The organism is Pseudoalteromonas sp. SK18 (assembly GCF_001974855.1).
Classification (GTDB): domain Bacteria; phylum Pseudomonadota; class Gammaproteobacteria; order Enterobacterales; family Alteromonadaceae; genus Pseudoalteromonas.
The window spans coordinates 1-24599 of record NZ_MTQB01000016.1; the positions used below are offsets into that span (position 1 = coordinate 1).

The 24599-nt window shown below is 39.0% G+C and carries 25 protein-coding genes; 20 read left to right on the plus strand and 5 right to left on the minus strand.

The genetic code is table 11. From position 1 onward, the window contains the following. From BW139_RS12230 to rfaH, 10 genes are all read left to right on the plus strand, one after another. The coding region (locus BW139_RS12230; protein ID WP_139336336.1) for a glycosyltransferase at window positions 1-615 on the plus strand (615 nt) is incomplete at its 5' end. A 24-nt stretch (window positions 616-639) separates the two neighbouring features. Continuing rightward, complete coding sequence (locus tag BW139_RS12235; RefSeq protein WP_076919857.1) at window positions 640-1677, plus strand: polysaccharide biosynthesis protein; 1038 nt, start codon at window positions 640-642, stop codon at window positions 1675-1677. 2 nt (window positions 1678-1679) lie between these two features. Beyond that, window positions 1680-2552: an SDR family oxidoreductase gene (locus BW139_RS12240; protein ID WP_076919858.1), complete on the plus strand. Its 873-nt coding sequence runs from the start codon at window positions 1680-1682 to the stop codon at window positions 2550-2552. Further along, window positions 2549-3679, plus strand: coding sequence for a non-hydrolyzing UDP-N-acetylglucosamine 2-epimerase (gene wecB, locus BW139_RS12245; RefSeq protein ID WP_076919859.1), 1131 nt, complete (start codon window positions 2549-2551; stop codon window positions 3677-3679). Before BW139_RS12240 ends, wecB begins: the two co-directional genes overlap by 4 nt. After that, window positions 3664-4878, plus strand: coding sequence for a glycosyltransferase family 4 protein (locus BW139_RS12250; protein ID WP_243532565.1), 1215 nt, complete (start codon window positions 3664-3666; stop codon window positions 4876-4878). The genes wecB and BW139_RS12250 overlap by 16 nt, the downstream gene beginning before the upstream one ends. 2 nt (window positions 4879-4880) lie before the next feature. Further along, a complete protein-coding gene (locus BW139_RS12255) occupies window positions 4881-5819 on the plus strand; it encodes an SDR family oxidoreductase (RefSeq protein WP_076919861.1) in 939 nt (312 codons plus the stop codon). A 15-nt stretch (window positions 5820-5834) separates the two neighbouring features. Then, entirely contained in the window at window positions 5835-6383 is a 549-nt protein-coding gene (locus tag BW139_RS12260) for a sugar transferase (RefSeq protein WP_076919862.1), read from the plus strand. A 78-nt stretch (window positions 6384-6461) separates the two neighbouring features. Further along, complete coding sequence (locus BW139_RS12265; protein WP_076919863.1) at window positions 6462-8417, plus strand: nucleoside-diphosphate sugar epimerase/dehydratase; 1956 nt, start codon at window positions 6462-6464, stop codon at window positions 8415-8417. A 172-nt stretch (window positions 8418-8589) separates the two neighbouring features. Next, a complete protein-coding gene (gene glmM / locus BW139_RS12270) occupies window positions 8590-9909 on the plus strand; it encodes a phosphoglucosamine mutase (protein WP_076919864.1) in 1320 nt (439 codons plus the stop codon). A 121-nt stretch (window positions 9910-10030) separates the two neighbouring features. Then, the gene (rfaH, locus tag BW139_RS12275) at window positions 10031-10513 is read left to right on the plus strand and encodes a transcription/translation regulatory transformer protein RfaH (protein WP_076919865.1); all 483 of its coding nucleotides are present in this window, start codon (window positions 10031-10033) and stop codon (window positions 10511-10513) included. Window positions 10514-10774: 261 nt separating this feature from the next. Here the strand turns inward: rfaH and BW139_RS12280 are convergent, their stop codons facing one another. Both BW139_RS12280 and BW139_RS12285 read right to left on the minus strand, forming a co-directional pair. Next, window positions 10775-12022: a type II toxin-antitoxin system HipA family toxin gene (locus BW139_RS12280; protein ID WP_083708670.1), complete on the minus strand. Its 1248-nt coding sequence runs from the start codon at window positions 12020-12022 to the stop codon at window positions 10775-10777. After that, on the minus strand, window positions 12012-12350 hold the full coding sequence (locus BW139_RS12285) for a helix-turn-helix transcriptional regulator (RefSeq protein WP_076919867.1): 339 nt from the start codon (window positions 12348-12350) through the stop codon (window positions 12012-12014). Before BW139_RS12285 ends, BW139_RS12280 begins: the two co-directional genes overlap by 11 nt. 261 nt (window positions 12351-12611) lie before the next feature. On the opposite strand from BW139_RS12285, the gene BW139_RS12290 reads away from it, so the two are divergent. Continuing rightward, entirely contained in the window at window positions 12612-12956 is a 345-nt protein-coding gene (locus BW139_RS12290; protein WP_076919868.1) for a four helix bundle protein, read from the plus strand. Window positions 12957-13002: 46 nt separating this feature from the next. On the opposite strand, the gene BW139_RS12295 is transcribed toward BW139_RS12290, so the two are convergent. Beyond that, window positions 13003-14385 (minus strand): MBL fold metallo-hydrolase RNA specificity domain-containing protein, encoded by a 1383-nt coding sequence (locus tag BW139_RS12295; RefSeq protein ID WP_076919869.1) that lies wholly within the window; start codon window positions 14383-14385, stop codon window positions 13003-13005. A 972-nt stretch (window positions 14386-15357) separates the two neighbouring features. On the opposite strand from BW139_RS12295, the gene BW139_RS12300 reads away from it, so the two are divergent. Further along, on the plus strand, window positions 15358-16524 hold the full coding sequence (locus tag BW139_RS12300) for a nucleotide sugar dehydrogenase (protein WP_076919913.1): 1167 nt from the start codon (window positions 15358-15360) through the stop codon (window positions 16522-16524). A 183-nt stretch (window positions 16525-16707) separates the two neighbouring features. On the opposite strand, the gene BW139_RS12305 is transcribed toward BW139_RS12300, so the two are convergent. Further along, window positions 16708-17631 carry a manganese-dependent inorganic pyrophosphatase gene (locus BW139_RS12305; protein WP_054202322.1) on the minus strand — a complete coding sequence of 308 codons (924 nt, stop codon included), beginning with the start codon at window positions 17629-17631 and terminating at the stop codon, window positions 16708-16710. A gap of 117 nt (window positions 17632-17748) precedes the next feature. Here BW139_RS12305 and BW139_RS12310 point away from each other — a divergent pair, with 117 nt between their 5' ends. Together BW139_RS12310 and mutM are read left to right on the plus strand one after the other, a co-directional pair. Beyond that, complete coding sequence (locus tag BW139_RS12310; RefSeq protein ID WP_076919870.1) at window positions 17749-18246, plus strand: hypothetical protein; 498 nt, start codon at window positions 17749-17751, stop codon at window positions 18244-18246. 13 nt (window positions 18247-18259) lie between these two features. Then, on the plus strand, window positions 18260-19069 hold the full coding sequence (gene mutM / locus BW139_RS12315) for a bifunctional DNA-formamidopyrimidine glycosylase/DNA-(apurinic or apyrimidinic site) lyase (RefSeq protein ID WP_076919871.1): 810 nt from the start codon (window positions 18260-18262) through the stop codon (window positions 19067-19069). Window positions 19070-19114: 45 nt separating this feature from the next. Here the strand turns inward: mutM and BW139_RS12320 are convergent, their stop codons facing one another. Then, on the minus strand, window positions 19115-19462 hold the full coding sequence (locus BW139_RS12320; protein ID WP_076919872.1) for a four helix bundle protein: 348 nt from the start codon (window positions 19460-19462) through the stop codon (window positions 19115-19117). A gap of 422 nt (window positions 19463-19884) precedes the next feature. Between BW139_RS12320 and rplM the strand changes: the two genes are divergently transcribed. The 6 genes from rplM to BW139_RS12355 all read left to right on the plus strand — a co-directional run bounded on the left by rplM (window position 19885) and on the right by BW139_RS12355 (window position 24575). Further along, window positions 19885-20313: a 50S ribosomal protein L13 gene (gene rplM / locus BW139_RS12330; RefSeq protein ID WP_008110876.1), complete on the plus strand. Its 429-nt coding sequence runs from the start codon at window positions 19885-19887 to the stop codon at window positions 20311-20313. Between the two features lie 8 nt (window positions 20314-20321). Then, window positions 20322-20714, plus strand: a complete 393-nt coding sequence (rpsI, locus tag BW139_RS12335) for a 30S ribosomal protein S9 (RefSeq protein ID WP_024600778.1) — start codon at window positions 20322-20324, stop codon at window positions 20712-20714. A gap of 247 nt (window positions 20715-20961) precedes the next feature. Next, window positions 20962-21309, plus strand: a complete 348-nt coding sequence (locus BW139_RS12340; RefSeq protein WP_076919915.1) for a four helix bundle protein — start codon at window positions 20962-20964, stop codon at window positions 21307-21309. A 670-nt stretch (window positions 21310-21979) separates the two neighbouring features. Further along, complete coding sequence (gene petA, locus BW139_RS12345; RefSeq protein WP_010390661.1) at window positions 21980-22570, plus strand: ubiquinol-cytochrome c reductase iron-sulfur subunit; 591 nt, start codon at window positions 21980-21982, stop codon at window positions 22568-22570. Further along, a complete protein-coding gene (locus BW139_RS12350; RefSeq protein ID WP_010390662.1) occupies window positions 22570-23835 on the plus strand; it encodes a cytochrome b N-terminal domain-containing protein in 1266 nt (421 codons plus the stop codon). Before petA ends, BW139_RS12350 begins: the two co-directional genes overlap by 1 nt. Beyond that, window positions 23832-24575, plus strand: a complete 744-nt coding sequence (locus tag BW139_RS12355; RefSeq protein WP_076919873.1) for a cytochrome c1 — start codon at window positions 23832-23834, stop codon at window positions 24573-24575. Before BW139_RS12350 ends, BW139_RS12355 begins: the two co-directional genes overlap by 4 nt. Window positions 24576-24599: the final 24 nt, after the last annotated feature.

Consider the following 24599-nt stretch of genomic DNA (forward strand, 5'->3'; position numbering starts at 1 on the left):
GTAATAAATAGAATTAATAACCTACCTAATTTTAGTCAATGGAAATCTAAAATTGAAAGGACGGTTATTAAAATCCCCAATGAAATTAATTTAGTTTTTTTTTCACGTATTTCTCCCATGAAAAATCTTCATTACTTATTAGATATCCTATCTGAAATAGATATAAATGTTAATTTAGATGTATATGGGCCTAAAGAAGATCTTAACTACTTAAATAGTTGTGAAAATAAAATATCAGTATTGCCAAATAACGTGAAAGTTAATTTATTAGGTACCCTTTCTCCAGAAAATGCATACAGCGTTATGAAAGAATATGATTTATTTGTTTTACCTACTTTGGGAGAGAATTTTGGCCAAGCAATATGGGAAGCACTTGCCTCTTCCTTACCTATATTAATTAGTGATAGAACTCCGTGGAAAAACCTAGAAAAGATAGGAGTAGGTTGGGAAGTAAGTCTTGAAAAGCCTTCTCATTTTCTGCGTATTATAAAAAAAGTTTACTCAATGGATGAACATGAGCATCGAATCCTAAGAGATAAAAGCAGAAAGTTTGCTCTTGATTACGTTGAAAGTAGTGACTCTCTACATAAGTTGAGAATCATTTATTCTCGTTGATTTTAAATTTTACATAGGTTATTTATGTTTAAAAGCAAAGTTTTACTTATTACCGGCGGCACCGGCTCATTTGGCAATGCAGTTTTGCGTCGCTTTTTAAATACAGACATTAAAGAAATTCGCATTTTTTCACGAGATGAGAAAAAACAAGACGATATGCGCAAGCACTTTAACTCTGACAAATTAAAGTTTTATATTGGCGATGTACGCGATAGCCAAAGCATTAATACTGCAATGCGCGGTGTTGACTACGTATACCATGCTGCAGCACTAAAACAAGTTCCATCATGTGAGTTTTACCCATTAGAAGCCGTTAAAACTAACGTGCTAGGAACAGAAAATGTGTTAGAAGCTGCCATAGCTAATAATGTTGAACGCGTTGTGTGTTTGAGTACAGATAAAGCTGTGTACCCAATTAATGCGATGGGTATTTCAAAAGCGATGATGGAAAAAGTGATTGTGGCTAAAAGCCGTAATTTAGAGCATACCAATACCACAATATGTTGTACGCGCTATGGTAACGTAATGGCATCACGAGGCTCGGTTATTCCTTTGTTTATTCGCCAGGTGGTTAATAATGAGCCTATTACTATTACCGACCCAAGCATGACCCGCTTTATGATGACTTTAGACGATGCGGTTGACTTAGTATTACATGCTTTCGAGAATGGTCAAAATGGCGATGTTTTTGTACAAAAAGCGCCAGCAGCAACTATAGACGTGTTAGTAACCGCGTTACTCGATATGCTTAACAAACCTGAGCATGTTGTAAATGTGATTGGCACCCGCCATGGTGAAAAGTTGTTTGAAGCTTTATGTAGCCGCGAAGAAATGTTTGTAGCGCAAGAGCAAGGTGAATACTTTAGAGTACCTGCCGATAATAGAGATTTAAACTACTCAAAGTTTTTTGAAGAAGGTGACGCAGACCTTTCTAAAGTAGAAGACTACAACTCGCATAATACCGATCGTTTAGATGTTGAAGGTATGAAGCAACTACTACGCAAGCTTGATTTTATGCGTGAAATTGAATCTGGAAATATCGTCGTTCCGGAAGGGGTGTAAGCATGAAGGTATTAATTTTAGGGGCTACAGGCATGTTGGGTTATAGCTTGTTTAGCAACTTAAATGAACACGCTCACTTATCGGTATTTGGTACAGTTAGAAGTATTGCTGGCAAAGAACATTTTTTTAAAGACACTCAGCAGCAGTTAATTACAGGTGTTGACGCTTACGACATTAGTTTTCTGCAGCACGCAATCGAAACAGTGGCTCCTGATGTAGTAATTAACTGTGTGGGTTTAATTAAACAGCATGGTATTTCAAAGCAGCACATAGATGCAGTTAAAATTAATGCATTACTGCCACATGAGTTGGCCAATGTTTGTGATCAGTTTAATGCAAAATTGATTCATTTTTCTACTGACTGTGTTTTTACCGGTGAGGTAGGCTTATATACCGAAGACTCATTACCCGATGCGCGTGACTTGTATGGTAAATCTAAGTGTTTAGGTGAAGTAAGTTATGGCAAACATCTATCGTTACGAACCTCGATTATAGGGCATGAGCTTACTTCTGCTGTAAGCTTAGTAGACTGGTTTTTATCGCAAGGCGAAAGCACTAAGGGCTTTTCTAAAGCCGTGTTCTCTGGCTTGCCTACCTGTTATATAGCGAAGCTGTTGGTAGAGTATATTTTACCAAACCCAGAGGTTGCAGGCTTATTGCACTTATCGGTAGACCCAATTGATAAATACACGTTATTAAAGTTGATTGCAGAGCAATACCAAAAAAAAATTACTATTGCTGAGTCGCAAGAGCTGGTTATAGATCGTTCGCTAAACTCAGATAAATTTAGGCAATTAACGCAGTTTAGCCCACCTCCTTGGAACGAGCTTGTTGAATATATGCATACAGATTACGTAAAAAGGTATAAAGCATGAAAAAGTTAAAAGTTGTTACAGTTGTAGGCACTCGTCCAGAGATTATTAGGCTGTCATGCACCATTGCAAAGCTAGATAAGTTTTGTGAGCATGTGTTAGTGCATACTGGGCAAAACTACGATTATGAACTTAATCAAATATTTTTTGAAGATTTAGGCATTCGCGCACCAGACATATTTTTAGAGTGTGCCGGAGCTACTGCCGCCGAAACCATGGCGCAAGTAATTAGCAAGGCCGATGCCATGTTTGCCGATGTACAGCCCGATGCAATTTTAATATTAGGAGACACTAATAGTGCAATGGCAGCTATTCCGGCTAAACGTAAAAAAATCCCAATTTTTCATATGGAAGCAGGTAACCGCTGTTTTGACATGCGCGTACCCGAAGAAATTAACCGTAAAATAGTGGATCATATTTCTGACGTTAACATGCCTTATACCGACATAGCGCGTGAATACCTATTAGCCGAAGGCTTAAAGCCCGATCTAATTGTTAAAACAGGCAGTCCAATGGATGAAGTGCTAAATCGCTATGAAGCCAAAATTGCCAATGCTGAAATTTTAACCACGCTAGGATTAATATCGGGTGAGTACTTTTTGGTAAGTGTGCACAGAGAAGAAAATGTAGACTCAGAGACAAACATTAACAGTTATGTAAAAGCTTTGAATGCCATTGCCGAAAAATATCAGTACCCTATTATTGTATCGACTCATCCTCGTACTAGAAAAAAAATTGACTTACTTAACCTTGAGTTTCACCCGTTAGTTAAATTGTTAAAACCACTTGGTTTTAGCGATTACGTAAAACTGCAAATGGAGGCGAAAGTTGTATTAAGTGACAGCGGTACCATTACCGAAGAGTCGTCTATTTTAAACTTTCCTGCCATTAATATTAGAGATGCACAAGAGCGCCCCGAAGGCTTTGAAGAAGGTGCGGTTATGTTTACAGGTATGAATGTAGAACGCATACTACAAGCTATCGAAATACTTGATAAACAACCTCGTGGTGAACACAGACTTATTAATAAAGTGCAAAACTACATTGCTCCTAATGTGTCAGACAAGGTATTACGAACCATTATAAGTTATACCGACTATGTAAACAGAGTTGTGTGGAAAAAATATTAATGCGTATCGCTCTTTTACCCGATGATTATTTGCCAAGTAGTACATTGGTGCATGCAAAAATGTTTCATGAACTTGCACAAGAGCTTATAAAGCAGGGACATGATGTAGTAGTTATTACACCAGGGTTACCTGATCAAAATATAAAACTCCTTAAAGAAACCTTTGATGGAGTGCAGGTGTGGCGCTTTCGGGCAGGAGAAAGACGAGGTGTCAGCAAACTAAAGCGAGCACTTAATGAGAGTTTATTGTCATTTCATGCTTGGAGTGCTATCAAGGGGGAGGTAGATAAAGCCCCTTTCGATTTATGTGTGAACTACTCCCCAACAATTTTTTTTGGTGGTTTAACAACTAAGCTCAGAGAAAAGTATAATACATATATTTATTTGGTTTTGAGAGATCTCTTCCCACAGTGGGTAATTGATGAGGGGATGATTAAAGAGGCTTCTTTAATAGCTAAATACTTTCGTTACTTCGAACATTTAAACTATAAGGCATCAGATACGATAGGTTTAATGTCTCAAGCGAATATTGATTATTTTTCTTCGACGAACCCGCAATATAAAAATACTGAAGTGCTTTTAAATTGGGCATCTGTAATACCTTCAAAATTTGATAGTTATTCGATAAATATTAGAAAAGAATTTAAACTTACTAACAAAGTAATTTTTTTTTACGGTGGTAATATAGGTCATGCTCAAGACATGAGCAATTTACTTCGACTTGCTAATAATATTAAAGGTTACTTAAACGCTCATTTTTTATTTATTGGGCAAGGTGATGAGTTTGAGCTTATTAATACCCTCAAAGATGATTTAGAGTTAGATAATGTAACTATATTACCCTCTGTAAATCAGGTTCAATATAAAGAAGTTTTAACTCAAGTAGATGTTGGTTTATTCTCACTTGCAAAAACGCATAAAGCTCATAATTTTCCAGGCAAGCTTTTAGGTTATATGACTCAGTCGTTACCTATATTAGGCAGTGTTAACACTGGTAATGATTTGATTAATTATATTAATGATTCCAAATCAGGGTTTGCTTATGTAAATGGTAATGATGAGGAGCTAACGGAAGGAGCTATAGCTCTATTGAGTGATATAGCATTACGCAAGAAAATGGGGGCTAACGCGTATAAACTATTGAAACAAAAGTTTTCTGTTGAACAAGCGGCACGAAAGCTCTTATCAGTAATGGAATAGTTATGTTGAAAATATTAGTTACGGGTTATTCTGGTTTTGTTGGTAATGTATTAGCTTCGCAGTTAAAGGGTGGCTATCAATTAAACTTACTAGGAAGAAAGCCATCTAATTTAGGTTGTGTTTATACGCATAGTATAGATTCAAAATCACCTTACTCAGATGCTTTGAGTAATGTTGATGTGGTTGTGCATTGTGCAGCAAGAGTTCACATCATGAATGATATTGCTCGTGACCCTCTTAATGAGTTTAGAGGTGTAAACACTCTCGGAACACTTAATTTAGCAAAACAAGCAGCTCAGGCTGGTGTTAAGCGTTTTATCTTTTTAAGTACCATCAAAGTTAATGGTGAAAGTACAACTGGCAAAGCTCCCTATACAGCGCATGATCAACGCGCCGCCGAAGATCCTTATGGCATCTCGAAAGCAGAGGCTGAACAGCAGCTATTGGAACTGGGTAAGCAAACTGACATGGAGATTGTGATTATCCGCCCACCATTAATATATGGTGAAGGGGTGAAAGCAAATTTTGCATCATTGATGCATTTTGTAGGTAAAGGATTACCATTACCTTTTAGATCAATTAAAAATAATAAGCGCAGCTTAGTTTCTGTTTATAATTTGGTTGATTTAATTAAGGTATGTATTGAGCATCCAAAAGCGGCTAACCATGTGTTTTTAGCGTCTGACGATTATGATTTATCGACGGCTGAAATGGTAGCGTTAATGGCTAAGGTGCAAAATAAAAAAAATCGTGCTTTACCCATGCCTGTTTGGTGTTTTAAATTAGCAGGTAAATTATTTAATAAAAACGATGTTATTGATAGATTAACTGGCTCACTTCAGTTAGATATTTCCCATACAAAAAATACGCTTAATTGGTCGCCTCCATACTCAGTTGAGCATGGTTTTAAACTTGCTGCTAAAAAGCCTTCAACAAAATAATTATTGGATTTATAAATGATACGTTTACTCGACTTTTTGTTTTCACTTTTTGGATTGTTATTCGCACTGCCATTTTTAGTGATTTTGTACATTATTGGTTTATTTGATACCGGCTCCCCTATATTCATGCAAGAACGTGTTGGCCGTAATAAAAAGCCATTTACATTAGTTAAGTTTAGAACTATGACCGTTGATACCGCATCGGTAGCAAGTCACTTAGCAAGTACTGCATCAATTACACCTTTTGGTGGGTTTTTACGTAAAACTAAGTTAGATGAGCTTCCGCAGCTTTGGAATGTGCTAAAAGGCGAAATGAGCTTGGTAGGTCCTCGCCCTGGTTTATTTAACCAAGAAGAATTAACGCAAGCGCGAGAAGCTAAAAATATTTTTGCAGTGCGCCCAGGTATTACAGGCCTAGCTCAAGTGAATGAGATTGATATGTCTACCCCTGAGTTGCTAGCTAAAACAGATCGTGAAATGATTGATACGCTAACAATTGGTAATTATTTTAAATATATACTAATGACGGTGACTGGTAGTGGTAGTGGTGATAGAGTTAAATAATTTAAAGGTTAAAGGTTAAAGGTTAAAGGTTCTAGACTCTAGATTCTAGGTTTTAAATGCTAAGAAAAGGTACTTCTCATGGATGGCTTTATCCGTTCAATCATAAATGCACCACGTGCTAAAAAGCGTGTAATTACTCTATGTATTGATTCACTTTTTATAGCAGCCGCTTTTTGGTTAGCGCTTATTGTTAGGCTTGATAGCTTTGAGCCTTTAAAAAGTGCTAATAACTGGTTGTTGTTAGCGATGTTAATACCTGTCAGCTTGTTGGCATTTATTAATTTAGGTTTATACCGCGCTGTACTTAGGTATATGAACTCGCAAGCTTTGTGGGCGATTATTTTAGGTACACTTATTACAACTATAAGTTTAGTGATTCTCGCGTTTTTTATAAATGTAAGTATACCGCGAACAATGCCATTTATTTTTGCATGGCTTTGCTTATTAACTGTTGGTGGCTCACGTATTTTAGTGCGCGCACTTATTGGTAAAATGATGACTAACAACAAAGAGTCGGTAATCATTTATGGTGCGGGCTCTGCAGGGCGCCAACTTGCTACTGGCTTAAATGCGGGACCGGAATACTTTGTAAGTGCCTTTATTGACGACGATGTAACAAAGCATGGTTCAGTGATTCAGGGTATACCAGTTAAGGCTTTTAAAGAAATACATGATTTAGTACACAAAGGTAAAGCATCTAAGGTACTACTTGCAATACCCAGTGCAAGCCGTGCTCGGCGTAAAGAAGTTCTTGCTCAGCTTGAGCCATTAACTATTAAAGTGCTTTCAATTCCTGGGATGGCTGATGTTGTTGAAGGTAAAGCTAAGCTTTCGGAATTTAGAGATGTTGGTGTAGAAGATTTACTAGGCCGCGACCCCGTAACACCAAAGCCTGAATTAATGACTGCAAATATAGCTAATAAAGTAGTTATGGTTACAGGTGCTGGTGGTTCTATTGGCTCTGAGTTATGTAGGCAAATAGTTAAAATAAAGCCAACTAAATTAGTACTTTTTGAGCGTAGCGAAATCGCCCTTTATTCAATTGAAAAAGAGCTGGCTGAATATATAGCTCGGCAACAATTAACTATTGAGTTAATTCCTATTATGGGGTCGGTACAACGGGTTAACCGCCTTGAAACTGTAATGCTTACCTTTGGTGTGCAAACTGTTTACCATGCAGCGGCTTATAAGCATGTGCCATTGGTTGAGCACAATGTAGTAGAAGGCGTACGTAATAATGTTTTTGGTACCTATTACGCAGCCAAAGCGGCTGTTAATACTAAGGTTGATACTTTTGTTTTGATTTCTACCGACAAAGCAGTGCGCCCAACAAATGTAATGGGGGCTACTAAACGCATGGCCGAATTAGTACTACAAGGCTTAGCACAAGAGCAGGGCACTAAACATACAACGCGTTTTTGTATGGTACGCTTTGGTAATGTGCTAGGCTCGTCGGGCTCGGTTGTGCCGTTATTTCGCCGTCAAATTCAACAAGGCGGCCCAATTACATTAACGCATCCTGATATTACTCGTTATTTTATGACCATACCCGAAGCAGCCCAGCTTGTTATACAAGCGGGAGCAATGGGTAAAGGTGGAGGCGTATTTGTACTCGACATGGGCGATTCAGTAAAAATAAAAGATCTCGCTACTAAAATGGTTAGGTTATCAGGCCTTGAAATTAAAACCGAGCATAACCCGCATGGCGATATTGAAATAAAATGCACAGGTTTACGCCCTGGCGAAAAGCTATATGAAGAGCTATTAATAGGCGATAACGTAGAACAAACACCGCACGAGCGTATAATGACTGCAAACGAAGTAATGCTGCCACTCAATGAGCTTAATGTATTTATTGATGCTCTAGATACTGCTTGTCATAACTTTGAGCATGAAAAAATTCGTCAGTTATTACTTGATGCACCTACAGGCTTTAATCCTACTGACGGTATTTGTGATTTAGTATGGAATGCCAAAAAAGGGGCTTCAGTTGAAACCAAGCCACAAGCTAATGTTGTTAACTTTAAAAGTTAACAGTAAAGCGGAATGGGTATCGCATTCCAAACTGAAATTTATATAGCAGTGCTAAGCTTATTAACATTATTGTTAAGCGTTAAGCGTTAAGCGCGAGTTTTTACTCGCGCTTTTTGTTTTTTTATATTCTATTTTTGAAACTAAATTTTGTAAAATTTATTAAGGAATGATTATGGCACGTAAATATTTTGGGACCGATGGGGTAAGAGGTAAAGTAGGCACTTTTCCTATTACCCCTGATTTTGCAATGAAGCTAGGCTGGGCTGCTGGCACTGTTTTAGCCTCAAGTGGTACTAAAGAAATTTTAATAGGAAAAGATACGCGTAATAGCGGCTATATGTTTGAGGCGGCAATAGAAGCTGGCCTTTCTGCTGCGGGTGTAAATGTTGCGTTTGTTGGACCTATGCCAACCCCTGCTGTTGCTTATTTGGCGTCTACATTTAGAGCGGATGCCGGTGTAGTGATTAGTGCATCGCATAATCCATTTTATGATAATGGTATTAAGTTTTTTAATAACTTTGGTACTAAGTTAAACGATGAACAAGAGCTAGAAATTGAAGCTTTGCTTGAGCAAGCTTTAAACAATAACGCGATGCAATGTGTAAGCTCTGAGTTGCTAGGTAAAGCTAGGCGTATTAATGACGCCGCTGGTCGTTATATTGAATTTTGTAAAGCAATATTCCCTAAAGATTTGACACTTGAAGGGTTAAAAATTGTTGTTGATAGTGCAAATGGTGCAGCTTACCATATCGCTCCTAATGTATATTCGGAACTTGGTGCCGAGGTTATTAGTATTAATGATAAACCTAATGGTTTAAATATTAATGAGCAATGTGGTGCAACACATCTAGATAGCTTGCAAGCCGCTGTATTAGAGCACAAAGCCGATTTAGGTATAGCACTCGACGGCGATGCCGACAGATTAATGTTAGTAGATGACTTGGGCACTGTGGTTGATGGTGACCAAATACTTTATGTTTTAGCAAAGGCCGCTAAGCTTCAAGGCAACCTACAAGGTGGTGTTGTTGGTACTTTAATGTCTAACTTAGGTTTAGAGCTTGCATTAAAGCAAATGGATATCCCATTTAAACGCGCTAAAGTGGGTGATCGCTACGTAGTTGAGCAGTTAAAAAATACCGGTTGGAAATTAGGCGGTGAAGGTTCTGGCCATATTTTATATTTAGATTATGCGACTACGGGTGATGGTATCGTAGCCTCATTATTAGTGTTAACGGCACTTATTCAGCAAAAGCAGTCTTTAAAGGACTATGTTGCTGGTATGCAAAAGTTACCACAAGTACTGTTAAATGTGCGTTTAACACAAAATAATGCAGATGAAATATTAAATACTGATGGAGTTAAACTAGCGGTTACTGAGGCTGAAGCTAACCTAGCAGATACTGGCCGTGTTTTATTACGCAAGTCAGATCAAAAGATTAAACCAAGCTCGGTGTTAAAATTTATGGTAGCGGGCAATGGGCTACAGGCTTAGAACCTAAAACCTAAAACCTAACTATCTGGCTCGCATCAATTCTGTGAGTAGTTTACAATTGTGAGTTCGGTTGATAAATGCTGATGATTGATCGTTAAGCTAAGGTTACAGGATATATAGTATGGAAAATTGGTATTTAGTTATGTGCAAACCCCGTCAAGAAGAAAGGGCAAAAGCTAACTTAACCAATCAAGGGATTGAGGCATTTTACCCCAAATTAACAACAGAAAAGCTCATTAAAGGTCGTCGTACTGTTAAGCAGCTCGCTTTGTTTCCTAATTATTTGTTTGTTCGTCTTGATTTAAAAAGCGGGTGTTTTTCTGCTGTAAAAAATACCCGCGGTATTGGTGGGTTTGTATCTTATGGTGTGAGTTATCAAGTGGTACCCACAAGTTTAATTGAACAATTACAAAGTGAATGCTCACAAACTGTTGAGTCAACCATGCCAAAAGCGGGTGATGTAGTGAGCGTTAATAACGATTCTTTTAAAGGTATTCAAGCAATTTACAAAGAGCCCAATGGCGATATGCGCAGCATTTTGTTAATTAATTTACTGAATAAGCAAATAGAAATGAGTGTAGATAATAAAGATATTGAATCTTAGATTAGGTGCTAGGTAGAGGTTAAGCCAAACACGGTGTTAAAATTCACGACAGCGGGCAGCTGTTTATCGGCATCGGGTAACGAGCGACGAGCCTAGAGCCTCGAACCTAAATTCTAATACCGACGCGGGGTGAACCCGCTGCTACATGCATAAAAAAACCTTGCGATATTAGCCGCAAGGTTTTTAAATACCTCGAACCTCGAACCTCGAACCTCGAACCTCGAACCTCGAACCTCGAACCTCGAACCTTGAACCTAATCCCTAGAACCTAAAATCTTCATGAAGGCGTTGCCAATGAGTTTTAAGTTGTTGTTTATGTGCTTTACTCATTGGTAAATTCTTAATCGCATCTGGCCATTGTGTACGCGCTTTATTAATTACATCATCTAAATGAGGTTTTATAGCTCGCCAAGGAATGTCTGCTTTTTTAGACCAGTATTCAAAATGTTTATAAGAGATATCGTACCATGCTTTTGTTTTCGCGAGGTTGAGTGCAAAATGTTGCTCATTTGCAATGTAAACACTGGTTGTAACTATATCATAAGCAGGTGATAGCCTTGGCGTTGTTCTATCTGAATATAATAAACTCCAATTTTTTAGGTGGGCGTCACCATTAGCTAGCAGAATATTAGCAAGTAAACGTCTTGCTAGCTGTTGTACATCAGCGAGTCCATCCTCTGAAAACTGATATAAGATCCTTGCTATTTGCTCATAGTTTCCTGAATTGTATTTATCGTGTGGGTACTTAACGAGTACTTGTGCAAAATCTTCCATGTGAATTCGTTGATTGTTTTGCCTATCGAATCGCTTTATTGCAAACGCTAGTTTTTCATCAGGTAAATTAATTTGAGGTAAATTATCTAATTGTTCAATATTAACTAGTTTTATATCCGGAATATCCACACCTACCATTGACGCTAAAGTCATGGATGTAAACTCATTAGTAGGCACATCTTTATGTTTAGTTGAGGGGGTTTTTATGATCCAATCACCTAACACATTATCTCGTGCTAAATTATATCGGCCGTCTTTTTCTTTCATAGAAAATTTCATTTGGACACCAGCCAAAGAAAATTTATTCTCTTGATTTAACTTGTCAAAATTCACCGCAGTTACTTGGCCATGACTATTAAATAGGCTAATTGGAACATCCTCAGGCTTCATTGGTTCAGCAACTAAAGCACCTGGTAAGTCCATCCCGAGGTACGAAAGGATGTGAAACTCATTATCTACATGAGTTTTAAGGCCTTGAGCTATTAGTTCGCGTAATGAACCTTCTGGTAGTAGGTTTGATAGTATGGGGTGAACGCGTTGGTTTGTTACCCAAGGTTCTGACATCATTTTTTCAGCTCGTGGGAAGTTTGGATGTGTAGTTAAGCTAAATGTTGGCCTCGTTTTATTTAAACGAAAGCTTTCATCGAAGTGGAATATGTTTAAGCCATTTTTACCCCCAGCAAGAAAGCCTACTACATGGCCATGCAGTGTTAACTTTAAAACATTAATTTCCATGTTCATCCTCATCCTCTAGTAATCCTTTCCATGGTTCTTCAGATACAGTTATTTTTTGTAGGCTTTGATTAGGCTTTTGGTGTTCGGTTGGTATGTTGCCATCACTGTTTTTGAGGGCTGCTAATACCACACTCATTTTTTCTTTCGGTATTAACATTATTTCACTATTAAGCCCTTGAGCTACTAATGTTAGCGTATCTAATCTGGGATTGCCTTTTGCTTCAAGTCGCTGGTATTGTTGCCTAGAAATACCAATGCGCATGGGCATTTCATTTTGTTTTATTTTTAGAGCAAGACGACGGTTTTTTATTTGCTGTAGAAGGTTCATTTAAGGAAACTAATAAGTTGCTTTTTAAATTTATAGAAACATATTAGTTGCTATTGTTGTTTTTAGCAACTTAAGTGTTGCTATTTTATACTGTACTCGGGTTGCGAGTTACGGGTGACGGGTGACGGGCGACGGGCGACGAGCTACGAGCATCGGGTAACGGGCTACGGGCGACGATCTAAAACCCCTTAAACTTTAAATTAAGTCATATCTTCACTATAGTTTAAAATCACATAGAAATATTAAAACCAAGGAATGGTTATGAGATATGAAAATTTAGATGTATGGAAAAAGTCTTTCTCATTAAGTTTGTTTGTATACCAAACTTTTGCAGCTTTAAAGGATTATGGTTTAAAAGATCAAATGTGCCGTAGTGCTGTTTCAGTGCCTAGAAATATTGCAGAGGGCTATGAACGTTGTTCTGACAAAGAAAGAGCTTATTTTCTTTCTGTAGCTAAAGGATCTGTCGGTGAATTAAAAACTCAGCTAATGATTGCTTTTGAGTTAAGTCATATTAATTATGAGCAAACAGAATACGCTTTACATGAATGTGAAAGTATTGCGAAAATGTTTGGTAAATTGATTTCTATAATTAAACATGCATGATAACCCCGAACCCCGAACCTCGAACCCCGAACCCCGAACCTAAAACCTATCCCTTGCCAATTTCAACCTTCACTGTATCACCCAACACTTCCCTGTATTTTGTAGCGAGTGCATTTTTAGCCTCATCATCGCCATGGACTATTTTTATATGCTGAGGCTTTTTGCGCATACCGGTTACAAATTTAATTAATCCCGGTTGATCGGCGTGAGCGCTATAGCCACTTATGGTGTGTATTTTGGCGTTTATATTAATGCGGGTATTATTAATAACTACATAGCCATTTTTTGGGCCGTAGGTTTGTATATCACGACCTAATGTGCCGCGCCCTTGGTAACCTACAAAGAGTACGTCGGTGGTTTTGTCGGTTAAAAATCGCTCTAGGTAGTTTACTATTCGCCCGCCGCTACACATACCACTGGCCGCTAAAATAATCGCAGGTGTTTGACGGGTCGCTAAGTAATTTATTAACGCTAGGTGTTCGCTGTGGGTGTTTATTGTAGTGAGGTTTTCAAAGTCGAGAGGGTGGCGGCCTTTGGCTACTTTTTGTTTTGCCTCTTCATCCCATAAATATTTAAATTTTCGGTACTGCTGAGTAAAGTTAGCCGCCATGGGGGAGTCGAGTATTACTTGTATTGAGCGCCAAGGTGAATTTTTAGTGGAGGCATGAATAAGCTGTTCAAGTTCGTATAACAGCTCTTGTGTACGGCCTATACTAAACGCGGGTACAAGTACGACGCCATTGTCGGCAACTGCGCGCTCAATCACGGCTTTTAAGGTTTGCGTACGTTGTTTTCGGCCTTGATGGTTTTTATCCCCATAGGTTGACTCAATAACTAAAGTATCTGCTTTATAAGGGGCTTTAGGGGCGGGTAATAAAGGCGTGTAGGGCGCCCCTAAATCACCAGAAAAAACCACTCTATGAATATTGTTAGCTTTGCGGGGAGGTGTGCTTATGTCTATTTCAACATAGGCGGAGCCTAAAATATGCCCAGCCCGTTGTAGTCGGGCTTTCGCTGAGTGTTCACCTTTACAAGGAAGTTCGAACCAAGTTTTAAAATCTATTTCGACAATTTGCTGTTTAAGTAATCTTAAGCAGGTGTCTATTATTTTTTGATCGCGCGTAACGCCCACTTTTAATGCATCTTCAATCACTAGTGGCAGTAAACTTGCTGATGCAACAGAGGTAAATATAGGCCCTTTAAAGCCAGCCATTAATAAATAGGGGATTCGGCCAACATGATCGATGTGGCAATGGGTGACGATCAACGCGCGAACTGTGTCTATATTAAATTCAATATTAAGATCATCAACAGAATCTTCACCTTGAAATAGCCCGCAATCAATTAGAAAAGAGCTTTGATCGTTTATTATCAGCTGGTGGCATGAGCCTGTTACGCCATTTACCGCTCCGTGGTGAAGTATTTGCATTTTATGTCCTTATGTTTTGGCTGCAGGCCACGGGTTACGTGTTCCGGCTCGAAGCTCAAAGCTCGAGACTAGCACCTAGAGCCTAACGCCTTTATTTTATAAGTAAATATAGCAGGCAATTAATAGTTTGGAACTTTAGCGGGTTACCATAGCAAAATTGCGCGAGGTGCTAGTAAAAACCTAGATCCTAGAGTTGCTTTTCAAATATGCCGTTTAGCTTTTGCTCTGGGTTCATCCCGCATCTTTTAGTGATTTTTTACCACAGAGCTCACAGAGTGCACAGAGGAAGTGATTAAAGATAAAGAGCAGTGATATTAGAACTTAGATATAAGCACTGGATTTCTCGGTGTAGCGCGTTGCGCCTCGGTGTTCTCTGTGGTTCAAAAAAATTAAAACACTATTTACCACAGAGGCCACAGAGTACACAGAGGTAGTGATTAAAGACAAAAGTTAAAGAGCAGTTGTTAGATTTTGAGATTTCAGTAATTAAAGCTTTTTATCTCGGTGTAGCGCGTTGCGCCTCGGTGTTCTCTGTGGTTCAAAAAATTAAAACACTATTTACCACAGAGGACGCAGAGTACACGGTGGAAATGATTAAAGACATGTTTTATTTGCCTTGTCTTCTCTGTTTAGCGCGAAGTGCCTTGGTGTTCTCTGTGGCAAGAAATGTTTTGTAGGCGGGGCTTTATGCCGTACAGGTGTTTGGTTAAGAGTGGAATGTTAAAGAGTACGAGCTAGGGGCGCGATTTAAAATTTAGTCGTGAAGCAAGGGGGTCTCACTTTCGCTCACTTCTCTCTCAGTTCATGCATAACTTAAATGGGTTATATACTAAGTTGCTAAGAGCGCATGATGATTTAGAGGTGCAAAGTAAGGAACAAAATTATAAACAAAAGAGCTCCTTATTTGCCAATAACTTAGCTTTAACTATACTTTTGTTATTCATAGCATTACTTTTTATTTTAAGGCTACTTATGAAGATAACAGTGGTGGGCACGGGTTATGTTGGTTTATCTAATGCAATGTTGTTAGCACAACATAATGAAGTCATTGCATTGGATATAGACGAACAAAAAATTGCGTTATTAAATAATAAGCAGTCCCCCATTGTTGATGATTACATTAGTGAATATTTACAGCGAAATGATTTAAATTTCACTGCTACAATAAATAAAAATCAGGCGTATACAGATGCTGATTTCATTATTATTGCTACACCTACCGATTACGATACTCATACGAATAACTTTAACACTAGCTCTGTTGAGGCAGTTATAAAAGATGCACTCATGTATAACTCCGATGCGGTAATAGTAGTTAAATCAACGGTGCCTGTGCGCTTTACACAGCAAGTAAAAAAGCAGTTTGGTATTGATAATGTGTTATTTTCACCAGAATTTTTACGTGAAGGTAAGGCTTTGTACGATAATTTATACCCATCACGAATTATTGTCGGTGAGCAAAGCGAACGCGCTACTGCATTTGCAAATTTGTTAAAGCAGGGCGCTATAAAAGAGAATATAGAGGTTCTTTTTACTGACTCAACTGAGGCTGAAGCGATAAAGCTTTTCTCTAATACTTACTTAGCGATGCGTGTTGCTTATTTTAACGAGGTAGACACCTATGCTGAATCACATAATTTAAATAGTAAGCAGATCATAAAGGGGGTGGGACTCGACCCTCGAATTGGCGAACATTACAATAACCCCTCATTTGGTTATGGTGGTTATTGCTTACCAAAAGACACTAAGCAGCTATTGGCTAATTACAAAGATGTGCCAAATAATATGATAAGTGCGATTGTTGATGCTAATACTACCCGCAAAGATTTTATTGCAGACTCAATTGTTAAACGTAATCCAAAAGTGGTGGGTATTTACAGGTTGGTTATGAAAACCAACTCTGATAATTTTAGGGCGTCAGCCATTCAAGGGATTATGAAACGTATTATGGGCTACAACATTGAAATGATTGTTTATGAGCCTGAATTGAAAGATGATGTATTTTTTAATTCACGAGTAATCCGTGATTTAAATGAGTTTAAACAACTTTCAGATATTGTTGTGTCTAATCGAATGGTTGATGAGCTGAGTGACATAACAGATAAAGTATACACACGCGATTTATTTGGTAGTGATTAAAATATCGTTAAAGGCTTAAGGCCACGGGCTGCTGGTTACGAGCGACGAGTTAGGCACCTAAACCTAAGCCCTAAACCCTAAAACCAAATACTGACGCGGGGTGAACCCGCTGCTACAGGCATAAAAAAACCTTGCGATGTTAACCGCAAGGTTTTTAAATTTCTCGAACCTCGAACCTCGAACCTAGCTCTTAAAAGCGTCTTGTAGTGGGGGTACTACTTGCTTTTTACGACTTAATACGCCGTCTAGCCATACTTTACCGTTTTCTGGTTTTTCACCATAGGCTTGTTCAACTAGGCTAGCATCGTCTGATGCAATTAGCATTTGTGAGCCTTCTTTCATAATGTCGGTCAGAAGTAAAAATACTGAATGACGACCGCCTTCTTCTTTAAGCTTGGCGATGTCGGCTTCAAGATCGGCTTTAATCTCGTCAAATACCGCAAGGTCAATAACTTCTAACTGACCAATACCAACAAGGTTACCGTTCATGTTAAAGTCTTTAAAGTCACGCATTACTAAGTCACGTACTGGCGTATCTTCAACGGCTGATTTAACGCGGAACATGTCCATGCCTAGTTCTTTGAAGTCTTCAATGCCTGCAATTTCTGCAAGCGCTTCAACACATTTAATATCGGCAGTAGTACAGGTTGGTGACTTAAAAATAACCGTGTCGCTTAAAATGGCGCAAAGCATAATGCCGGCAATGTCTTTAGGGATCTCAACGTTGTAGAAGTCATACATCATTTTAATAATGGTGTTTGAACAACCAACAGGGCGGATCCAACACTCAAGCGGTGTCGATGAGGTTAAATCACCTAGTTTATGGTGATCAACCACGCCTACTACGCGAGCCTGATCAATATCGTCAGGTGCTTGGGTTTTTTCTGTGTGGTCTACAATATAAACGTCTTCGCCAGCGTAGCTAAGTTTTAGCTCAGGTGCTTCAAAACCGAATTTATCTAAAATAAATTGTGTTTCCGGTGAAACTTCACCTAGGCGAGTTGGAATTGCTGGCTCATCAATTTGGTTTTTTAAATAAGCCAGTGCAATTGCACCACATATTGAATCTGAATCTGGGATTTTATGGCCCACTACATACATTGACATGACTAAACTCCTTAAAATTTGCCGATATTCTAGCAAAGTCTTTGGGTTTTAACATATAGACAGTGTAATTAAGTTTTGGTTACACTTTAAATCGATATTATTAATTGGAAGACCCACATGCAACTCGGCCGAAAAGGTTGGAACAATGTTATTATTTTTTCGATGTTGATTATGATCTTCTTTTTAAATGGGCTGCATAAAAACATAGGGAATGATGAAACACAGGCGCAATTGCAGCCACTACTTCCTCCTCAAAGTTTTGTATTAACACTTAAATTTATCGACCAAAAAATTGAGCGTATTGGCACTAGTTGGCGTACTACTGCTTTGCAAAAAAATGTACCGCTTAGCTGGCAAGGCTCAGAGCAGCAACTTAGTGAGCTAGTTTATTTATGGCAAAATACCGCGCTGATGACCACCACACCTGATGCGCTTGATATGAATAAGCCACTATCGGTAGCCACGCTTGAACTAGCCGGTGAGCCCCTACCTTGGGTGTACTTATTATTTGGGGCGAATGGCCAGTATTATCTATTCGATAAAACCAGTCAGCGATTATTGTTGCTAGATTTAACCACTGCAAAACAATTATTTCCAAGTTTTACCTTTTCATAAGTGAGTTTTATTAATGCCTGAATTACCAGAAGTAGAAGTTAGCCGTATGGGCATTACCCCCCATGTACTAAACCAAGTTGTGACTAAGGTAAATATTCATAATGCCAGTATGCGCTGGCCTGTGCCAGATGAGGTGTATCAACTTGAGGGGGTAGTGGTTAGTAGTATTGAACGACGTGCAAAATACTTATTGTTAGAATGCGAGCTAGGCTCGGTTATTTTGCATTTAGGTATGTCGGGGAACTTGCGGGTTGTGAACGCCAATGAGCCACTTAAAAAGCACGACCATGTGGAGTTTATTTTAGCGAATAATAAGGCGCTGCGTTTAAACGATCCGCGTCGCTTTGGTTGCTGTTTATGGCAAGCGCCCAATGAAGAGCATAAGTTACTTGCTAAATTAGGCCCAGAGCCACTCACTGATGACTTTTTTGCTAAACGTGTTTATGAGCAATCTCGCAATAAAAAAGTGCCCGTTAAGCAATTTATTATGAATAACGCCGTGGTGGTAGGGGTTGGTAATATTTACGCTAACGAATCATTATTTAAAGCGGGTATCGATCCGCGAAAAGAGGCCGGTAAAGTAAGCCTTAAACGCTACCAAGCGTTAATCCCAATTATAAAAGACACCCTAGCCGCAGCAATTACTCAGGGCGGAACAACGTTAAAAGACTTTGCCCAAAGTGACGGTAAGCCAGGCTACTTTGCGCAACAGCTATTAGTGTATGGCCGAAAAGGCCAGCCTTGTGTAAATTGCGACACAGCACTAACAGAAATTCGTTTAGGCCAACGCAGCACCGTTTTTTGTGAGGTGTGTCAGAAGTAGAGAGTAGCTGTCAGCTGTAAGTTTTCAGCTGTCAGTTAAGACTGGTTACTCACTTGTCTTTATTTTTGCTATCAAGCTTGTTAGCATTTTTGATAGTTGAACAGTTTCATCTAGCCAAGACTTGCCTATGTCAGTATTAATATAGCTAATATCGATGCCAATATATATTTGGGTTCTTGCCTCAGCAAGCGAAGAGCGAGCGATATCTAAAAAGCGTACTTTTTCTTTATCGCTCTCTCTTGTCATACCCTCAGCTATATTACTAGGAACAGATAAACTAGAGCGTGTTAATTGATCTCTAAAGTTAAAGTCTTTGATTGGTTGTGTATTTTTATAAATATTAGCGCTAAGGCGGGCTGAACGCTTCCATACCTCTAAGTTTTCAAAGTTCATAACGCAAAATCCCTATGCTTAATTTTTAAAGTATAGTTGAGATTTTATTAACAAAAAATAGTTACTTTCACAAAGAAAGTACTTTTTTCGAATCTAAAATTATAATTAGCTTTTCTGACCGCTGACCGCTGACCGCTGACCGCTGACCGCTGACCGCTGACCGCTGACCGCTGACCGCTGACCGCTGACCGCTGACCGCTGAGTAATAACTTTTCTTGCGGAAAAAACAACCGGCCGGTAGCAATGTAGTTTAAGTGCTGGTATACTCCCGCGTCTGCCACGTTGCGTTCTATGTCCTCATATAGTTTAGCCACTTGTGAGCGGCGAAAAAGTCTAAAACTCGAAGGGGTTGTAGCATACTTAGAGCGGTAGTTAATAATAACTACCTGTGGTTTTAATTGAAAAACATTGGATTTTTATAAATGAAAACGTTTGTTGCTAAACCAGAAACAGTAAAACGTGACTGGTACGTAGTTGACGCTGAAGATAAAACTTTAGGTCGCATCGCTACTGAAATCGCTCATCGCCTACGCGGTAAGCACAAAGCTGAGTACACACCACACGTAGATACTGGTGATTACATCATCGTTATCAACGCTGAGAAAGTTACTGTTACTGGTAACAAATTCAAAGATAAAGTGTACTACGCTCACTCTGGTTTCCCAGGTGGTCTTAAGTCTACTACTTTTGATAAACTTCAAGCTGCAAAGCCTGAAATGATCATCGAAAAAGCTGTTAAAGGCATGTTGCCACGTGGTCCTTTAGGCCGCGCTATGTTCCGCAAACTTAAAGTTTACGCGGGTACTGAGCATAACCATGCTGCACAACAGCCTCAGGTTCTAGACATTTAAGGAGCACTATCATGGCAAATCAATACTACGGTACAGGTCGTCGTAAAAGTTCAAGTGCTCGCGTATTCTTACGCCCAGGCACTGGTAACATCGTAATCAACAAGCGCTCTTTAGAAGAGTACTTTGGTCGCGAAACAGCACGCATGGTTGTTCGTCAAGCTCTTGAGCTTGTAGACATGACTGAAAAATTTGACCTTCACATCACCGTTGCCGGTGGTGGTACTACTGGTCAAGCTGGTGCTATCCGTCACGGTATCACTCGTGCACTTATGGAGTTTGACGAGTCATTACGTCCACAACTTCGTAAAGCAGGTTTCGTTACTCGTGATGCACGTAAAGTTGAACGTAAGAAAGTGGGTCTTAAGAAAGCGCGTAAGCGTCCACAGTTCTCAAAACGTTAATTTTTACGTTATCAAGAATTCAAAAACCCAGCTTATGCTGGGTTTTTTGTTTTGTAGCTATAAGATTTTGCTTCAAGGTACAAGGTACAAGGTACAAGGTACAAGGTTCAAGGTTCAAGGTTCAAGGTTCAAGGTTCAAGGTTCAAGGTTCAAGGTTCAAGGTTCGAGCTATAAATTTGATCTAAGCTTTGTGTCTTTCTTATTTTACAGTTATAAGTTAAGCATGTTTCAGCTGACTGGTTATGTTATGAGGTTTGAAGATTTAAGGGTATGGCAACGTTCAGCCGATTTAGCTTGCGAGATTTATTTACATTTTAAGCAGAGCAAAGAGTTTGGTTTAAAAGATCAAATAACACGATCTGCACTTTCAATTTCTTCAAATATAGCAGAGGGTTATGAACGAATAACTCCTAAAGATTATATTCGATTTTTATCATATTCTAAGGGGAGTTGTGGAGAATTACGCTCTCAAATTTACATTGCATTAAAAATAGGTGAAGTTGATACGACAAAGGCTGGTGAATGGGTTGAAGAGACTCGTGAACTTTCCCGTATGATTTCAGCATTGATGAAATCAATCGATGCTTGGGATTAAGAGGTTCAAAATTAAATATTCATTCAAAAATATATGAGTATGTTTGACCTTTAACCTTTAACCTTTAACCTTTAACCTTTAACCTTTAACCTTTAACCTTTAACCTTTAACCTTTAACCTTTAACCTTTAACCTTTAACCTTTAACCTTTAACCTTTAACCTTTAACCTTTAACCCTTAACCCTTAACCTTTAATTCTCCCCTTACGACTAATGTCGACATTAGCTTGATCAAAATCGGCAAAGCATGCGTATTTATTGAACGAAAGCTTAAAAATGACCGACTAACGCAAAAAAAGTTAAATAATTATCGCAATTAGTTTAAATCCATCAGTTAATTGGTGAATTTTTTTGCTACAATTGGCGGGCAAATAAAGTGAATGAGTTTAATGTCGCCAAATTCAGTTGTTACTGTACTTAGTTGGTGAGATTGTACTTGTTTACAAATTGTTTTTACGGAAGCGATACTATAGTCATTTGGTTTCATACTCGAGCTTACTTAATCAACTATTTGAGCAAGTCAGGTTTATTCGAGCAGGAGGCTGTGAATAACCTTGTTTTAAACAAGGGTTTTAATTATGATCGTTTCTCTTTTAAAATTCGAAAAATTAACCTGCTGTAACTGATGTTCTCAATATAGCAAGTGTTGAGAATCATAGTGGAGATAAGTGGATGAGCAATGCGCCTGTAGACAATGGCCGACGTCGCTTTTTAACCATAGCTACCTCTGTTGTTGGTGGTGTTGGTGCGGCTGGGGCTGCTGTTCCTTTTATTGCGTCTTGGAATCCAAGTGAGCGAGCTAAATCTGCGGGTGCGCCTGTAGAAGTAGATATCAGCAAACTTGAGCCAGGACAATTAATACGTGTCGAGTGGCGTGGTAAACCTGTATGGGTTGTATCACGGACCCCAAAAATGCTTGAGCAGATGAAAGAACATGAAGGTCAACTTCGTGATCCGCAATCGCAAGAGCCACAACAATTAGAATCATCAACCAATGATTTTCGTTCATTACGCCCAGAGATTTTTGTCGCTGTAGGTATTTGTACGCATTTGGGTTGTTCACCTAGCTTTTTACAAGGTGGCTTTGGTGAGAAAGTGGAAGGAACTGATGACGGTTTTTACTGTCCATGTCACGGTTCTAAGTTTGATATGGCTGGCCGTGTATTCCAATCGGTACCTGCACCATTAAATTTAGAAATTCCACCATATACTTTTCTTGATGAGACCACTATTTTAGTGGGCGAAGAACAAGGGGTGGCCTAATGTTTGGTAAAATTGTTGAGTGGATAGACGACCGTATCCCAATGACACGTGTTTGGAACATGCACATTGCACAGTATCCAGCACCGAAAAACTTTAACTTCTGGTACTTCTTCGGCTCTCTAGCTATGTTAGTACTAGTAAACCAAATACTTACAGGTATTTGGTTAACGATGAACTATGTACCATCTGCTGAAGGTGCATTTGCATCAGTAGAATACATCATGCGTGATGTAGAGTACGGTTGGTTATTACGTTATTTGCATTCAACGGGTGCATCTGCGTTTTTCATCGTTGTTTACATGCACATGTTCCGTGGCATGATCTACGGTTCTTACCAAAAACCACGTGAATTACTGTGGTTATTCGGTATGTTCATTTTCTTAGCCCTAATGGCTGAAGCGTTCATGGGTTACTTATTACCATGGGGCCAAATGTCGTTCTGGGGTGCACAGGTAATCATTTCATTATTCGGGGCTATCCCGGTTATTGGTGATGACTTAACACTGTGGATCCGTGGTGACTATGTAATTTCAGGTGCAACGCTTAACCGCTTCTTTGCATTACACGTAATTGCACTGCCATTGGTTATTGTTATCTTAGTATTTTTACACATTGTTGCACTACACGAAGTGGGTTCTAATAACCCAGACGGTATTGATAACAAACGTAAAAAAGGAACTGTGGCTGAAGAAGACAAGCCTAAATTTAAGTTCCATGAATACTACACTGATAAGAAAGACATTATTGATGCGATTCCGTTCCACCCTTATTACACAGTAAAAGATATTGTGGGTGTGGTTGGTTTCTTAATCTTGTTCTGTTGGGTTGTGTTCTTTATGCCTGCTATGGGTGGTTTCTTCTTAGAAGCGCCAAACTTTGAAGCAGCTAACCCACTTAAAACACCAGAGCATATTTTCCCTGTTTGGTACTTCACACCATTCTATGCAATCTTACGTGCAATCCCTGACAAACTAATGGGTGTTGCTGCAATGGGTGCATCAATTGTCGTGCTAGCATTATTACCTTGGATTGACCGTGGTTCGGTTCGTTCAGTTCGTTACCGTTGTGGTTTCCACAAATGGAACATTGCAGGTTTTGTTGTTACTTTCGTTCTTTTAGGTTGGGTTGGTGCTACACCACAAACTGATTTTAAAACGATTGTTTCGCAAGTCTGTACTGTGACTTACTTTATGTTCTTCGTACTGTTATTTGTTTACAGTAAGAATGAAAAAACTAAGCCATTGCCTGAGAGGTTAACGAAATGATGAAAAAGCTATTAATAGGTTTATTTGCTTTATCAGTAAACGTGTTACCTGCAATGGCGGCTGGCCCGTCAGTTCCTCTAATGGAAGCGGGTAACGATATATCTGATCAACCTTCTTTGCAGCGTGGCGCAAAGTTGTTCATGAACTACTGTCTTGGTTGTCACCAAATGCAGTATCAACGTTATGAACGTACTTTCCGTGACATTGGTATTCCAACAGAGATTGGTCAAGAGCAACTTATTTTTGATGGTTCAAAAGTGGGTGGTCATATCCTTAACGCGATGGCAAAAGAAGATGCTGCAAAATGGTTTGGTGCGGCTCCGCCGGATCTAACTAATGTTGCGCGTGTGCGTGGCAGTGATTGGATTTACACCTACTTAAAATCGTTTTACAAAGATGAATCTCGTCCGTTTGGCGTAAATAATACGTTATTCCCATCGGTGGGTATGCCACATGTTCTTCAAGAGTTGCAAGGTGTTCCTACTGCAATTACTGAAGAAGTAACAGTAGATGGTAAAACAACCACTCATATTACTGGTATAAAAACAGATGGTACGGGCGAATTAAGTGTAGATGAATATGACCAAGCAGTTCGTGATTTAACGAATTTCCTAGAGTATGTAGGTGAACCTACACGTCTCGAGTCGGAAGCGCTAGGTATTAAGGTAATCGGATTTTTAATTATCCTATTTATCTTGGCATTTATGCTGAAGAAAGAATACTGGAGAGATGTTCATTAAGTTTGAACATATTTAAAGGTAATT

What these genes read in the sequence shown, in the direction of transcription:
- BW139_RS12235 (WP_076919857.1), top strand. Translation starts at nt 640, where the DNA reads ATGTTTAAAAGCAAAGTTTTACTTATTACCGGCGGCACCGGCTCATTT.
- BW139_RS12280 (WP_083708670.1), bottom strand. Translation starts at nt 12,022, where the DNA reads ATGGAAATTAATGTTTTAAAGTTAACACTGCATGGCCATGTAGTAGGC.
- glmM (WP_076919864.1), top strand. Translation starts at nt 8,590, where the DNA reads ATGGCACGTAAATATTTTGGGACCGATGGGGTAAGAGGTAAAGTAGGC.
- BW139_RS12350 (WP_010390662.1), top strand. Translation starts at nt 22,570, where the DNA reads ATGTTTGGTAAAATTGTTGAGTGGATAGACGACCGTATCCCAATGACA.
- BW139_RS12290 (WP_076919868.1), top strand. Translation starts at nt 12,612, where the DNA reads ATGAGATATGAAAATTTAGATGTATGGAAAAAGTCTTTCTCATTAAGT.
- petA (WP_010390661.1), top strand. Translation starts at nt 21,980, where the DNA reads ATGAGCAATGCGCCTGTAGACAATGGCCGACGTCGCTTTTTAACCATA.
- mutM (WP_076919871.1), top strand. Translation starts at nt 18,260, where the DNA reads ATGCCTGAATTACCAGAAGTAGAAGTTAGCCGTATGGGCATTACCCCC.
- BW139_RS12265 (WP_076919863.1), top strand. Translation starts at nt 6,462, where the DNA reads ATGGATGGCTTTATCCGTTCAATCATAAATGCACCACGTGCTAAAAAG.
- BW139_RS12305 (WP_054202322.1), bottom strand. Translation starts at nt 17,631, where the DNA reads ATGTCAATGTATGTAGTGGGCCATAAAATCCCAGATTCAGATTCAATA.
- BW139_RS12300 (WP_076919913.1), top strand. Translation starts at nt 15,358, where the DNA reads ATGAAGATAACAGTGGTGGGCACGGGTTATGTTGGTTTATCTAATGCA.
- rplM (WP_008110876.1), top strand. Translation starts at nt 19,885, where the DNA reads ATGAAAACGTTTGTTGCTAAACCAGAAACAGTAAAACGTGACTGGTAC.
- BW139_RS12285 (WP_076919867.1), bottom strand. Translation starts at nt 12,350, where the DNA reads ATGAACCTTCTACAGCAAATAAAAAACCGTCGTCTTGCTCTAAAAATA.
- BW139_RS12310 (WP_076919870.1), top strand. Translation starts at nt 17,749, where the DNA reads ATGCAACTCGGCCGAAAAGGTTGGAACAATGTTATTATTTTTTCGATG.
- BW139_RS12255 (WP_076919861.1), top strand. Translation starts at nt 4,881, where the DNA reads ATGTTGAAAATATTAGTTACGGGTTATTCTGGTTTTGTTGGTAATGTA.
- wecB (WP_076919859.1), top strand. Translation starts at nt 2,549, where the DNA reads ATGAAAAAGTTAAAAGTTGTTACAGTTGTAGGCACTCGTCCAGAGATT.
- BW139_RS12320 (WP_076919872.1), bottom strand. Translation starts at nt 19,462, where the DNA reads ATGAACTTTGAAAACTTAGAGGTATGGAAGCGTTCAGCCCGCCTTAGC.
- BW139_RS12340 (WP_076919915.1), top strand. Translation starts at nt 20,962, where the DNA reads ATGAGGTTTGAAGATTTAAGGGTATGGCAACGTTCAGCCGATTTAGCT.
- BW139_RS12355 (WP_076919873.1), top strand. Translation starts at nt 23,832, where the DNA reads ATGATGAAAAAGCTATTAATAGGTTTATTTGCTTTATCAGTAAACGTG.
- rfaH (WP_076919865.1), top strand. Translation starts at nt 10,031, where the DNA reads ATGGAAAATTGGTATTTAGTTATGTGCAAACCCCGTCAAGAAGAAAGG.
- BW139_RS12240 (WP_076919858.1), top strand. Translation starts at nt 1,680, where the DNA reads ATGAAGGTATTAATTTTAGGGGCTACAGGCATGTTGGGTTATAGCTTG.
- BW139_RS12260 (WP_076919862.1), top strand. Translation starts at nt 5,835, where the DNA reads ATGATACGTTTACTCGACTTTTTGTTTTCACTTTTTGGATTGTTATTC.
- BW139_RS12295 (WP_076919869.1), bottom strand. Translation starts at nt 14,385, where the DNA reads ATGCAAATACTTCACCACGGAGCGGTAAATGGCGTAACAGGCTCATGC.